The sequence below is a fragment of the Flavobacterium coralii genome (assembly GCF_019891545.1).
GTDB classification, from domain to species: Bacteria; Bacteroidota; Bacteroidia; order Flavobacteriales; family Flavobacteriaceae; genus Flavobacterium; species Flavobacterium coralii.
In genome coordinates this window covers 102,764-115,262 of sequence record NZ_JAHDIU010000007.1, presented here as the reverse complement: position 1 = coordinate 115,262, position 12,499 = coordinate 102,764, and the positions used below count along the sequence as shown (strand labels likewise).

Here is a 12,499-nt window from a genome sequence, read left to right as displayed (position 1 = left end):
AGCTTATATTATTTGTTGGCAGTACCATTATTGCTGTTGTTTCCTGCAGTCTCTGCTTTTGCAGCAGAAGATTTCAGTTCTTCCAGCTTTCTTTCAAGTGTATCTATAATATCATCTTTCTTTTCCTCTACACTGGCAACAAGCCTGTCAAAACCGCTTTCAAGATCTTCTTTAGAGGTAGAGAACCTGTTTTTAACCTGGTCGGTCAGTTCGCTTAGCTTGTCTTTTAGCTCGTCGCGTTTTGCTCCGTAGCCCTCTTTAATTTTTTTACGAGTTTTAGTACCTTCATCCGGTGCAAATAAAATTCCTAATGCTGCACCAATTGCCGCACCTGCAAGTACGGCGGCTATAGTTCCTGATTTACCAGCCATAATAAATTAATTTTAAAGTTAAAAATTTTCTTATATAAAGGTAAGGAAAATTAACATTTAGGGGTTGTTAAGGTGTAGTTAATTCCAGCTTAAAGTATGCCTAAAATAAAATAAAGCCTCCTGATGCCTTTTTATCAATAAAGCTATACGAATAGCTATCTCAAAAAATAAAATGCTTTAAAAGACAAATAAAAAGGTCAATTTCAATAACCGGAAACTATTGTAAATACAGAAGATTAAAAGATTTGTTTATAATAAGAAAAACCACTGCTTTCACAGTGGTTTCATAAGATATAACTATAATCAGCTTATTCTTTATTTTCGATTTTTGCCCATGTATCACGAAGGCCAACGGTTTTATTAAAAACCAGTTTTTGTGCTGTTGAGTCAGGGTCTACACAAAAATAACCCAAACGCTGAAACTGGTAGTTCTCCCCTGCTTTTGCATTTTCAAGGCTTGGCTCTAAATAACCCGTTATTACATTTAGCGAGTCAGGGTTAATGTAGCTCTTAAAATCTACTTCCTTATCGCCATCAGGGTTTTCGTGGGTAAACAACCTGTCATATACACGTACCTCTGCTTCTAAAGCATGGTTTACAGATACCCAATGGATAGTACCTTTAATCTTGCGAAGGCTGGCTTCGGTACCGCTGCCGCTTTTAGAATCAGGGTCATAAGTAACATGAATTTCGGTAATATTACCATTCTCATCCTTAACTACGCTCTCCCCTTTTATGATGTAGGCATTTTTAAGGCGTACCTCTTTACCCAGTGTAAGCCTGAAGTACTTGCTGTTGGCGTTCTCCATAAAGTCGTCACGCTCAATATAAAGTTCTTTACTAAAAGGCACTTTACGCGAACCTGCATTCTCATCTTCGGGGTTATTCTCGGCATCCAGCCACTCCTCCTGCCCTTCCGGGTAATTATCTATAATCAGCTTTACAGGGTCAAGCACCGCCATAACACGTGGTGCAACCTTGTTAAGGTCTTCCCTAACGCAAAACTCAAGCAACGAAACATCTATAAGGTTCGTACGCTTAGCAATACCAATGGTATCGGCAAAATTGCGTATTGAAGCAGGCGTGTAGCCTCTTCTCCTTAGTCCTGATATGGTAGACATACGCGGGTCGTCCCACCCTTTTACATGCCCTTCCTGAACGAGCTGTAATAACTTACGCTTGCTCACAACTGTATGGCTAAGGTTTCTGCGGGCAAATTCGCGCTGTTTGGGGCGCATTTTACCTTCTGTATATATCTGGTTAAGGAACCAGTCGTAAAGTTCCCTGTGCATCGCGAATTCAAGCGTACAAAGGGAATGCGATATTCTTTCTATATAATCACTTTCTCCGTGTGCCCAGTCATACATTGGGTATATATGCCATTTGTCGCCGGTGCGGTGGTGGTGCTTGTGTAGTATGCGGTACATAATAGGGTCGCGCATCAGCATGTTGCTTGATGTCATGTCTATTTTTGCACGCAATACATGGCTGCCTTCGGGCAGTTCGCCATCTTTCATTTTACGGAACAGCTCCAGGTTTTCTTCTATGGGCCTGTTGCGGTAAGGGCTTTCTGTACCCGGTTGTGTGGGCGTACCTTTTTGCAGCGCCATCTGTTCACTTGTCTGGCTGTCTACATATGCAAGGCCGCGTTCTATAAACATTACAGCCCAGTCATAAAGTTCCTGAAAATAATCTGACGCATAGCACTCCTCTGCCCATTTAAAGCCCAGCCACTCTACATCACGTTTAATGGCATCTACATACTCCTGCTCTTCTTTTGCCGGGTTGGTGTCATCAAAACGCAGGTTTACCGGAGCATTGTACCTGAGGCCCAAACCAAAATTAAGGCATATAGAACTGGCATGGCCAATGTGCAGGTAACCGTTAGGCTCCGGCGGGAAACGGAAACGCAAATCGTCGCGCTTCATGCCTTTTGCCAGGTCTTCTTCTATTATAAGCTCTATAAAATTAAGCGATCTTTCTTCTTTAGACATATAATTTGTTGTATTACAAAGCTGCAAAGTTATTTAAAAAAAGCGGACAAACAGGGTGCTTTTACATAATTAAACGAACAGTTAATAGCTGATAAATGCTTAATTTTACAATAGCATTTTAAATTTAAATTATGGGAATTATCCGCCTTGAAAACATACGTACCTTTTCTTACCACGGCTGCCTTGATGAAGAAGCTAAAATAGGCAGCGACTACCTTGTAAACCTTGAAGTAAAGACCGACCTCCGCAAAGCAAGGCACAGCGATGAGCTTGCTGATACTGTAGATTATGTGCACCTGAACGCGATTGTAAAGGAAGAAATGGCTGTACGCTCTAAATTGCTGGAGCATGTGGCAGAACGCATCATTGCCCGAATATTTACAGAAATAGCTTCAGTATCAAGGATAATGATAGCGGTTTCTAAAGTTAACCCCCCTATTGGCGGCGATGTGGCATCCGTAACAGTACAGATTGAAGAATTCCGAACATGATAAAATTGGCAAATTTTAAGTATTTTTCTTGCGTTAGAATAAAATATATGTAAATTTGCCATCCACATCAAAAGGGCATCGTGGCCGAGTGGCTAGGCAGAGGTCTGCAAAACCTCGTACAGCGGTTCGAATCCGCTCGATGCCTCAACAAAAAAGCTGTTACGTTTGTAACAGCTTTTTTTATTTAGTCCTGGTTCTCCAGCCTGTCTATAACATAGTTGCGCTCTTCGGCAGGCGCCCAGCCCTGAGCCAGCAGTACCAGCCCGAAGACCATAAGTATAATACTTATTACCTTTTTAATTTTTATAATATTACGTGATGTTAGCCTGCTCCTTAGCTGCTTTGCCAATAGTATTTTACCAATGTCGGTCAGGAAATAGCCACCTAATACAGAGGCAAAAAAGGTTAGCATCCTGCTCTTTTCCATATCAAGCTGCGGGCCAATGGTTATAATGATGGCTAACCAGAAACCCAGCACACCCACATTTATAAAATTAAGCAGGAACCCTTTTATAAAAAGGCTCAGGTAATCTTTCTTTATTATCTCGCGGGAGTTCTGGCTTATCAGTTCATTGCGTGAATTACGCTTTTGTTTTATAAACGAAATAAGCCCATAGGTAAGCAAAATAATTCCTCCGAATATAAACAGCGCAGGTTCATCTTTAATGCTCTGTATAAGCCTGTAACTGCTGAAATAAGCAATGCAGATAAAGGCAATATCGGCAAGCACTACCCCAATATCAAAAGCCAGGGCAGCCCTGAATCCTTTTATAACGCTGGTTTCCAGTAAAACAAAAAAAACGGCACCCGGCATAAAACTGAGAAAAAATCCCAGGGGTATAGCCGCAAGAATATCGTCAATCATTCAGTATCTTCTATTGAAACTGCAAGATAACATTTTAATTTTTAAAGCTGCTAAAACCCGGATTAGTTATGAAGGTTGATGGTTCCGCCAAGCACCGTTTGCTCGTCAGTCTGTTTTGGTGAGCCGTAAATATCTATTTTACCCCCTGCCCTTGTTTTTGCTTTTGCAAAGTCAGTAGCATATACGGTGGCCTCTCCGCCGGCATTAACAGTAACATCTGTTTGTGCCGTAACCAGTTCTTTTGCCTTTAAAATACCGCCTGCCAAAACAATGGCATCATGGTTTTGTGCTGTGCCGCTTAGCTCGGCCATACCGCCAGATGAAACTTTTAAAGTAAGTTTTTGCACATCAAGCTTGAGTTTTACAATAGCGCCTTCTTTTGCGCTTACTTCAAAAGCTGTAGCCTTAAATACATCTGCCGAGCCTACAAAAGAACCTTCGCTTGCTTCTACAACATAAATTTTCTTGTAGTAAACAGTTGCTTCAACATCTTCCCCTTCAAGAAGATTATCGATATCCATCCTTATTTTAAGCTCGTCGTTCTTGGTAACCAGCTCTACCTCGTTTGCCTTGCTGCCTTTAATTACAATTTTATTTTCATCTGAGGCAACAAGGGTAACATTGATCTGGTCGAATACCCTGATAGTACTGAAATCTCCCAGCTTACGTGTTATTTCCTGTGCCCATCCTGCCTGAGCTGCCATGAACAGGGCAATAAAAAATACTTTTTTCATTATTGTGTTTTAGTTAAAAGACACTTTATTGGCGCAAATGTTACACTACTGCTCTTTTTTACCTAAAAACTGGAAGTCGAGCTGTTTTTTAACCAGGTCGGCATTCTTTACCTTTACATAAACCTCGTCACCCAATTGCAGCAGGTTATGCGTTACCTGGCCCACAAGGGCATACTGTTTTTCATCAAAGGTGTAGTAGTCATCTTTAATTTCCCTTATGCGGCACATACCCTCACACTTGTTCGAGATGATCTCTACATAAATACCCCATTCTGTAACACCTGATATAACCCCAAGGAACTCTTCATCCTTATGGTCGAGCATGTATTTAACCTGCATGTACTTGATACTGTCGCGTTCAGCATTGGTAGCAAGGTTTTCCATGTCAGAACAGTGGCCGCATTTAATTTCGTAATCTTCATCATTAACCGATTTGCCACCGTCTAAATAATGCTGAAGCAATCTGTGTGCCATAACATCGGGGTAACGGCGGATAGGTGATGTAAAATGCGAGTAATAATCAAAAGCGAGGCCATAGTGCCCTATATTGTTTACCGAATATTTGGCTTTGCTCATACTCCTGATAGCCAGCGTATCTACCATATTCTGCTCTTTGGTGCCGTGGGCATCCTGCATCAGCTTGTTCAGTGATTTTGAAATGGTATCTTTTGTCTTGAAGTTTAAGCTGTAACCGAATTTTGAGATAACCGTTTGCAGGTTCATCAGTTTATCTAAGTCCGGTTCATCGTGAATGCGGTAAACAAACGTTTTATTTTGCTTGCCAATAAATTCGGCTACCTTCCTGTTTGCCAACAACATGAATTCTTCAATCAGGTGGTTAGCATCTTTAGCTTCTTTAAAGTACACCCCAACCGGTTCGGCTTTTTCATTCAGGTTGAATTTTACTTCAACCTTATCAAATGATATAGCTCCGTTTGCCATTCTTTTTCGGCGCATTATTTTAGCCAGGGCATCCAGTTTAAGCACAGCATCCCTTATATCATGGCTAACGGAATAATCTTCGCCTGAAAGCGAAATTTCAGCCGGTATGGTGGCACTTTGCGTTTCAATGATATGTTGGGCCTCATCATAGGCAAAACGCTGGTCTGAATAGATTACAGTGCGTCCAAACCATGAATTTTTAACCTCTGCACCTTCTGTAAGCTCAAATATGGCCGAAAAAGTATATTTTTCTTCATGTGGCCTTAATGAACACGCAAAATTAGACAGTACTTCCGGCAGCATAGGCACTACCCTGTCAACCAGGTAAACCGATGTTGCCCTGTTATATGCTTCTTCATCCAGTATGGTCCCCTCCTGCACATAGTGTGATACATCGGCTATATGAATGCCTATTTCATAATTACCGTTCTCCAGCTTTCGGAATGATAAAGCATCATCAAAATCTTTTGCATCACGGGGATCTATGGTAAATGTCAGTACATCGCGCATGTCTCTCCTGCGGGCAATCTCCTCTTCCTGAATGCTTGTATCCAGTTTTTGTGCATAGGCTTCAACATCAATAGGGAAATCATAAGGCAGGCCATATTCGGCAAGTATGGCATGTATCTCGGTATCATGTTCACCGGGCCTACCCAGTACCCTTGTTACTTCGCCAAACGGGCTGTCGGCTTTTGCAGGCCAGTCTTCAATCTTAACCAGTACCACATCACCATTTTCAGCATTGCCCATTTTATCCTTCGGGATAAAAATATCGGTGTACATTTTAGGGTTGGCTGTGCTTACAAAAGCAAAATTCTTTTGTATGTCTATAACGCCTACAAAATCTGTCTTGGCACGCTCTATAATTTCAACAACCTCGCCTTCAGGCCTTCTCCCCTTTCTCCGGTTGTATATATACACTTTAACCTTATCACCGTCAAGGGCTTTATTAAGGTTATTGGTAGGTATAAAAACATCATCTTCCAGCTCAGGAGCTACAAAGTAGGCCGTTTTACGGCTTGTCATATCAATAGTACCTTCTACATAATCAGCTTTGGTAATAACCCTGTACTTACCTCTTTCCACCTCTTCAATCTTTTCTTTCGAGGCCAGGTATTTAAGCTCTTTAATTATTTCGTTACGGCTCTTGGTATCGTTAAGTTCCAGCGCAGCCGATATCTGCTTATAGTTAAATGATTTATTAGGGTCTTTAGACAATATTTTATATATCTGGCGAGAAAAATCTTTTTCCTTCTTCACCTTCGGTTTTCCGTTTTTCTTACTCATAAATTTTAATATAATATCGCTGAAAATTACAATTTATATGTCATTTAACAGAGGCTTTAAAGAAATAATAACGTTTTGTTTTAAGAAATGAATTACAAAAAACACTAAATTCAGTATCTTTATAAACAATAACATCCTGCAAATGAAAGATTTTGTAACCGCAGCCGTTTTCAGCTATCCGCACGAAATTACCATACTGAAGCACTTGCTAACTGAAGCCGGCATATCTTTTTTCTTCGAAAACGAAACCATGACGGGTATAGTCCCGTTTTACTCATTCGCCCTTGGCGGCATAAAGCTTAAAGTACACCCTAACGATTTAGAAACTGTTACTGCTATACTGAAAGATCTTTCAGATAACCACCTTAAAATTGTTTAACAACAGCAGAAGGTTTTCAACACTGTTTAAAAACAAAAAAGAGATTTTTTAAAAATTTAAATTTTATGATGGTTATTATGGCTTGTTGAAAACAGGTAAAACTTTTTTTTGAGGATGCTTGTTTTAATGGTTATGCTTAGTTATCCAAAACAATCAACAATGTTAACTTAACGTAAAGTGCTGAAATTTATATTACTTTAAATTTTGCAAATCAAATTATCAACAACTGTTAATACCAATTTTGCATTGACAATTATGGAAAATTTCACTTGTTAATTTCTGTTAATAAATGTAGATATATTGCTGATAATTTTTTCTAAAAAAATGAAAACTCCGCTTGCAAAATTCAGTTTGATTCGTGTATGTAAAAAAATTGTTAAGTAACCTAAAAAACTTTCAATTTTTAGCTGACGATTTATCAACAAATCTTGTACAAATACAACTCCTTTATTTACAGATAGTTTTATTATTTATTAACAGTATAGGATTTTAACAATTATTATGATAAATTATTAAGCTGAAAATATCTTTATTCTGATTATCAATCCCTTAGCATATTTTAAGGTTTTACTATCATTTCTTTTGGTAACTTTGCCGCGTAACACAACACAACAACACCTATGAAAATAGCAATTGGCAACGACCATGCCGGGCCCGACTACAAACAGGCCATTGTAAAACACCTTGAAAGCAAAGGTATAGAAGTTATTAACCACGGTACCGACAGTTATGACAGCGTAGATTACCCCGACTTTGTGCACCCCGTAGCCAATGATGTGGCAAACGGCACAGCCGATTTTGGTATAATCATCTGCGGAAGCGGTAATGGTGTAGCCATGACAGCCAACAAACACCAGAAAATTAGGGCGGCGCTATGTTGGACCAAAGAAATTTCGGCGCTGGCGCGCCAGCACAATGATGCCAACATAATAAGTATACCGGCACGCTTTACCGCCATACCCCAGGCAGTAGAAATGGTAGATACATTCCTTAACACCGCGTTTGAAGGCGGACGCCACCAAAACCGGGTAAATAAAATTCCCTGCTAAAAATTACTGATTGAGCAATCACCCACACATACATAAACATGAAGTAAAGGGCAAAAACCTTGTCCTTTCTATACTGCTTAATATAGTTATAACAGTTGCACAGGTTGTTGGGGGGCTAATCTCCGGCAGCCTTGCGCTGCTTTCAGATGCATTGCACAATTTCAGCGATGTGCTATCGCTCATACTCAGTTATGTGGGGCATAAGCTGTCGCGCCGCAAGGCCACGATAGAGCAAACCTTTGGCTACAAACGTTCAGAACTGCTGGCAGCTTTTATTAACGCGCTCATACTGGTAGGTGTAGCCGTTTACCTGATTATAGAGGCCGTACAGCGCTTTTATGAGCCTGTGTTTATACAGCCCGGGCTGGTAATATGGCTTGCTGTTTTAGGTATTGTAGTAAACGGCCTTTCGGTACTGTTGCTTAAAAAAGATGCAGCCCATAACCTCAATATGAAATCGGCTTATTTGCACCTGCTTACCGATATGATGGCATCAGTAGCCGTACTGGTGGGCGGGCTTGCCATGAAATACTGGGAATTGTACTGGGTAGACAGCCTGATGACGCTGCTGATAGCCCTTTACCTGATAGTGGTGGGCGGCGGGCTGTTGCGCGACTCCACTAAAATGCTGATGCTGTTTACACCCGATTTTATCGATATTAAAGAGATGGTGCGTGAAGTGCATAAGATACCCGGCGTAAACAAACTGCACCACATACACGTGTGGCACCTTAATGAAGAGGAGCTGCACCTTGAAGCGCATTTAGATTGCAGTGAGGATATAACCCTTTCCCAATTTAACGACCTGCTCATGCAGATAGAAGACGTGCTGTACCACAAATTCAACATTAACCATGTGAACATACAGCCCGAATACAAAAAAGAAGACCCGAAAGACTTTATAGTACAGGATTAATTTATCCCGGATATTAATTCTTCCACATGGCTTTGTACTGATCCAGCTTTGCCAGTTCTTCAGTCATGAAATCAGGGTTGTTCATCGACTGGCGTATCGACAGTATCGCATCGGCATAAGTATTCACACCGGCTTTAAACCAGGGGAACTCACCCGTAAGCGAATCCAGTTTGGCAAGCATGCGCACAGTCTCGTTATTCTTATGCAATACCACTGCGTGCTCATACCTGAAATGCGGGCAGTAGTAATACTCATTCGCCATAGTGTCCCAGGCATCAAGGCCGGCTTCGCCTGCGTTTAGGTATAAAGCCGCGAATACAGATGAATCTATATAATCATTATCAAAAAGGAAGAAATTAAGCAGGGCAATTTCCTGCTCGCCCGATGCTTTTATTTTCTTTTCGAGCACCTCCTGCATAAGCTGGTGTGCTTTCTCTTTGTCAGCCTGGTCGTCTGAAAGGTGCAGCACACTTGCCAGTTCCGTTTTTACCATATCAAGGTCCGGGCGAAGCTTATAGGCGCCCTCTGCAAACAGTTTTGCATTGGCAATGGCATCAAGGCTTCGGTTCATCTTAGAAAGTGCCACAGGCAGCCTTATATCCATATAATCGTCCTGTGTAATCTTGTTCTTAAAGAAGTCGAGCGCCTCAAGTGGCATCCTGTCGTTAACATAGCGCTGAATAACCTGCCATTTGGCGAGCTTTTGCAGTTCGGTATCATCCCACTGTTTATAAAATATCCCCATCCTGTCCCAGTAAGAGCGCACACCGCTCCATTCCTGATAAGTGCCGCCAAACGCTTCATGCTCTTGGTACACATTGCCGTTGCTGTCGGTAAAGTTGAGGTTAAAATCCAGAGCAGGCTCATAATAGTAGCGCTTTAACGATTCATACATCTCAACTTTAAACTTTTCCTGAAGTGCCGTTTCCTCGGGGCTGCTGTTAGTTGGCGGAGTGTTGTTATGGTTTACGTCCTGTTCTTGCTGTGGGTTGTTTTTACCGAAAATTCTTTTAAAAAAGCTCATGTAAGGTTGATTTTAACCAAATATACATTAAAATACCCGGAAGGCTATATTAAATTTAGCATACCGGGTAGTAATGGCTTTTGTTCTATGGGTTAACAGCGGCGTTTGTCATTCAGAATGCAGCGGAGAATCTCTAATTCTCTCTGGTTAACAGGTTTCCAATATGATTGTCTAAAACATTATCTGCATAAACGCCCAACAACATATTATTTGCTAAAAAGCCTTTGCCAACGAATACGGTTCTATTGTTACCATCTGACCACCTCAACCTGAAAATATTTAATAGAATATCCCCGGCATTATCCCTTTTTTCATTTATAGTCAAAGTCATATTTTGTGCCTGACCGTCAAACCATGTAGAATTATAAGTTCCAACAAATCTGTCAATAGCACCACTTCTTCTGTCTGCACTTTCTGTCGCAGCCCTTTGAGAATGCTGATTAACAAATTCTCCAGTAAGATTACCATTTATGGTAAGTTGGAGATAAAACGAGCCTATAATCATATCGTTCATAATTATATTTTTTGATTTTAAAAAAAAGCTGCTTTCCATGTCGAATGAAGCGCAGCGGAGTTGAGACAGAGATCAGGGCTTTTAAGTACTTATGCTCAAACAGAAATCATATCACTGAGATTAACTCCAATCCCTATTAAACAATCTTCTACTATCAGATAGTTGAATAACACAACTCTCATTTAGAATTTGCTTAGAATTCATAGAAAATTTGTTTATTCCATCAATAGCAATAAAGATCTGTTTATTAAATTCAGAGTATTGATCGATGATTTTGTCGATAGCTTTATCTTCAATATTTTTAAACAATATTGAATCATGTATTAGAAATGGTAAATTAGTTAAATTTAAGATAGCCAAGTCGAATTCTATCAAATCGGAAAAAGACTTTCCAGTGCCAGTGTTGGAAGAATGGTCATATCTATAGGTTTTCGGCTTTAAAATTATTTTAGGTACCTTTTTCTTTGCATGATGAATTCTTTTATTGAGTAAAGTTAATTCTACATTTATTAAGCTTTCGATATCTCCTAATATTTTTCCGAGTTCATCGGTATACTCAGCTGAAAGCTGCTTTATTTCTTCAGTTACAGCCTCCTTTTTATCATAAAATTCATTTATTTCCGACAGTTTACTTGCTTTTAATGTCAAGTCATAAATCTTATCGACAATAAAATCTGGTGTATCAATTTTAGAGAAAAGTTTATCTAATCTTTCATCTATTTTCTGAATTTGTGATTCAATGTTTGACTGTTCCTCAATCAACGTTTTCTTGGTATTTAGCAATTCTCTTTTAAGGATTTCACTAATTTTATTATGGAATTCTTCAATTTTATAGATTTTATCTTCATTAAGATTGTCGAAAAATTGTGATAATCTACTAAAGTGTATAGATTTAATTCTATTCTCATTTAAGTTTAAATCAAGTCTGGAAAGCTTCCCATTGATTACCGAAAGAGTTTCATTTAAATTAAACTTTAAACTTTTAAGCTCTAAGATTTCTTTATTTAAGAGTCCTTCTACGTTTAAGGTAAACTTTGTAAGACTATCTTTTATATGCGCAATTTCATTTTCGACAGATTCTATCTCCGTTTGATTTTGTATGTATAATTTCTTTGTAACTTTTGGTATTAGATTAGTACTAAATACTCCAGCCAAAACTTTTTTAGATTGACTTTTATTTTTTATCTCCTTTACGTATAAAGAAATATTATCGTAAAGGTCAAATAACTTAATCAGATTTTCTATAGCCGTTTGCTCTTTTTCCTTTGGATGATTCGTAATTGGTTTATCAACGCTATAATTGTCTTTTTTCCAAATTCTAGAATATGGATTTACTGCTGCCCTAAAAGAAGAATTGGGACTTAGATTGTATAGATTCCTTAACATTAATGTATATTCATCTATTTCAATTTCATCGGTAATTTGATAATCTTTATTACAACGAAATAATATTTGATCGTGTTCAGTTGATCTTATGAAAAAGTATGAGTATCTTCCAAACTTTAATAAGAATTTAAACTCTAAGTTTCCTAACTCGTTTATAGAACCGAAATTCTCTTTTAAAAAACTACTACCACCAAAAATAAAATCAATTATCATTAGCATAGTGGATTTCCCAATAGAATTTGTCGAAAGGTTGTCGCCCAAGACAGCGTTAAGCCCCTTTTTAAATTTAATTTTTTTGGTGATAAACTTGTCACACTGTATTTCTATTAACATATGTTATTGTTTCGGTTGGAAAATCAATTTCAATGATATCTAAAATGTATAAAACATCAAGAGATAGTATAAATTCATCAATACTATTAAAATCCTTAATTGTATTTGAGTATAGGTTATGAATATCTATTCTACTATCATTATTTTGTAACAGTTTTATCATTTTGAAGATTATCGAATCTTGCAGTTTGATGTTTTTATTAGGATATATCAT

Annotated in this window: 13 protein-coding genes and 1 tRNA gene; 5 read left to right on the top strand and 9 right to left on the bottom strand. The window is 38.8% G+C overall.

Translation table 11 applies throughout. From position 1 onward, the window contains the following. Nucleotides 1–8: 8 nt before the first annotated feature. Both KJK34_RS11375 and KJK34_RS11370 read right to left on the bottom strand, forming a co-directional pair. The gene (locus tag KJK34_RS11375; RefSeq protein WP_223054008.1) at nucleotides 9–371 is read right to left on the bottom strand and encodes a YtxH domain-containing protein; all 363 of its coding nucleotides are present in this window, start codon (nucleotides 369–371) and stop codon (nucleotides 9–11) included. A 308-nt stretch (nucleotides 372–679) separates the two neighbouring features. Next, entirely contained in the window at nucleotides 680–2,365 is a 1,686-nt protein-coding gene (locus tag KJK34_RS11370) for a glutamine--tRNA ligase/YqeY domain fusion protein (protein ID WP_223054007.1), read from the bottom strand. Nucleotides 2,366–2,496: 131 nt separating this feature from the next. On the opposite strand from KJK34_RS11370, the gene folB reads away from it, so the two are divergent. Further along, nucleotides 2,497–2,856, top strand: a complete 360-nt coding sequence (gene folB, locus KJK34_RS11365; RefSeq protein WP_223054006.1) for a dihydroneopterin aldolase — start codon at nucleotides 2,497–2,499, stop codon at nucleotides 2,854–2,856. A gap of 74 nt (nucleotides 2,857–2,930) precedes the next feature. Further along, nucleotides 2,931–3,001: transfer RNA gene (locus KJK34_RS11360), tRNA-Cys, on the top strand. A gap of 39 nt (nucleotides 3,002–3,040) precedes the next feature. On the opposite strand, the gene KJK34_RS11355 is transcribed toward KJK34_RS11360, so the two are convergent. The 3 genes from KJK34_RS11355 to rnr form a co-directional block, all read right to left on the bottom strand. After that, nucleotides 3,041–3,721: a LysE family translocator gene (locus KJK34_RS11355; protein ID WP_223054005.1), complete on the bottom strand. Its 681-nt coding sequence runs from the start codon at nucleotides 3,719–3,721 to the stop codon at nucleotides 3,041–3,043. A gap of 62 nt (nucleotides 3,722–3,783) precedes the next feature. Further along, nucleotides 3,784–4,455 (bottom strand): head GIN domain-containing protein, encoded by a 672-nt coding sequence (locus KJK34_RS11350; RefSeq protein ID WP_223054004.1) that lies wholly within the window; start codon nucleotides 4,453–4,455, stop codon nucleotides 3,784–3,786. Nucleotides 4,456–4,500: 45 nt separating this feature from the next. Next, nucleotides 4,501–6,684 (bottom strand): ribonuclease R, encoded by a 2,184-nt coding sequence (gene rnr, locus KJK34_RS11345; RefSeq protein WP_223054003.1) that lies wholly within the window; start codon nucleotides 6,682–6,684, stop codon nucleotides 4,501–4,503. Between the two features lie 142 nt (nucleotides 6,685–6,826). Between rnr and KJK34_RS11340 the strand changes: the two genes are divergently transcribed. From KJK34_RS11340 to KJK34_RS11330, 3 genes are all read left to right on the top strand, one after another. After that, nucleotides 6,827–7,063 carry a putative signal transducing protein gene (locus KJK34_RS11340; protein WP_223054002.1) on the top strand — a complete coding sequence of 79 codons (237 nt, stop codon included), beginning with the start codon at nucleotides 6,827–6,829 and terminating at the stop codon, nucleotides 7,061–7,063. 620 nt (nucleotides 7,064–7,683) lie between these two features. After that, nucleotides 7,684–8,112, top strand: coding sequence for a ribose 5-phosphate isomerase B (gene rpiB / locus KJK34_RS11335; RefSeq protein ID WP_223054001.1), 429 nt, complete (start codon nucleotides 7,684–7,686; stop codon nucleotides 8,110–8,112). A gap of 10 nt (nucleotides 8,113–8,122) precedes the next feature. Then, nucleotides 8,123–9,028, top strand: a complete 906-nt coding sequence (locus KJK34_RS11330) for a cation diffusion facilitator family transporter (RefSeq protein ID WP_223054000.1) — start codon at nucleotides 8,123–8,125, stop codon at nucleotides 9,026–9,028. Nucleotides 9,029–9,041: 13 nt separating this feature from the next. On the opposite strand, the gene KJK34_RS11325 is transcribed toward KJK34_RS11330, so the two are convergent. From KJK34_RS11325 to KJK34_RS15400, 4 genes are all read right to left on the bottom strand, one after another. Further along, nucleotides 9,042–10,052 (bottom strand): hypothetical protein, encoded by a 1,011-nt coding sequence (locus tag KJK34_RS11325; protein ID WP_223053999.1) that lies wholly within the window; start codon nucleotides 10,050–10,052, stop codon nucleotides 9,042–9,044. Nucleotides 10,053–10,185: 133 nt separating this feature from the next. Beyond that, the gene (locus tag KJK34_RS11320) at nucleotides 10,186–10,566 is read right to left on the bottom strand and encodes a hypothetical protein (protein ID WP_223053998.1); all 381 of its coding nucleotides are present in this window, start codon (nucleotides 10,564–10,566) and stop codon (nucleotides 10,186–10,188) included. A gap of 120 nt (nucleotides 10,567–10,686) precedes the next feature. Beyond that, on the bottom strand, nucleotides 10,687–12,285 hold the full coding sequence (locus tag KJK34_RS11315; RefSeq protein WP_223053997.1) for a DUF2326 domain-containing protein: 1,599 nt from the start codon (nucleotides 12,283–12,285) through the stop codon (nucleotides 10,687–10,689). After that, nucleotides 12,263–12,499 carry an ABC-three component system middle component 7 gene (locus tag KJK34_RS15400; RefSeq protein ID WP_369075506.1) on the bottom strand — a complete coding sequence of 79 codons (237 nt, stop codon included), beginning with the start codon at nucleotides 12,497–12,499 and terminating at the stop codon, nucleotides 12,263–12,265. The genes KJK34_RS11315 and KJK34_RS15400 overlap by 23 nt, the downstream gene beginning before the upstream one ends.

Bases quoted from the DNA above. Each gene is read 5' to 3' on its own strand.
- KJK34_RS11350 (WP_223054004.1), bottom strand. From the start codon at position 4,455: ATGAAAAAAGTATTTTTTATTGCCCTGTTCATGGCAGCTCAGGCAGGA.
- KJK34_RS11375 (WP_223054008.1), bottom strand. From the start codon at position 371: ATGGCTGGTAAATCAGGAACTATAGCCGCCGTACTTGCAGGTGCGGCA.
- KJK34_RS11340 (WP_223054002.1), top strand. From the start codon at position 6,827: ATGAAAGATTTTGTAACCGCAGCCGTTTTCAGCTATCCGCACGAAATT.
- rnr (WP_223054003.1), bottom strand. From the start codon at position 6,684: ATGAGTAAGAAAAACGGAAAACCGAAGGTGAAGAAGGAAAAAGATTTT.
- KJK34_RS11325 (WP_223053999.1), bottom strand. From the start codon at position 10,052: ATGAGCTTTTTTAAAAGAATTTTCGGTAAAAACAACCCACAGCAAGAA.
- KJK34_RS11315 (WP_223053997.1), bottom strand. From the start codon at position 12,285: ATGTTAATAGAAATACAGTGTGACAAGTTTATCACCAAAAAAATTAAA.
- KJK34_RS11370 (WP_223054007.1), bottom strand. From the start codon at position 2,365: ATGTCTAAAGAAGAAAGATCGCTTAATTTTATAGAGCTTATAATAGAA.
- KJK34_RS11355 (WP_223054005.1), bottom strand. From the start codon at position 3,721: ATGATTGACGATATTCTTGCGGCTATACCCCTGGGATTTTTTCTCAGT.
- KJK34_RS11320 (WP_223053998.1), bottom strand. From the start codon at position 10,566: ATGAACGATATGATTATAGGCTCGTTTTATCTCCAACTTACCATAAAT.
- rpiB (WP_223054001.1), top strand. From the start codon at position 7,684: ATGAAAATAGCAATTGGCAACGACCATGCCGGGCCCGACTACAAACAG.
- KJK34_RS15400 (WP_369075506.1), bottom strand. From the start codon at position 12,499: ATGATATATCCTAATAAAAACATCAAACTGCAAGATTCGATAATCTTC.
- folB (WP_223054006.1), top strand. From the start codon at position 2,497: ATGGGAATTATCCGCCTTGAAAACATACGTACCTTTTCTTACCACGGC.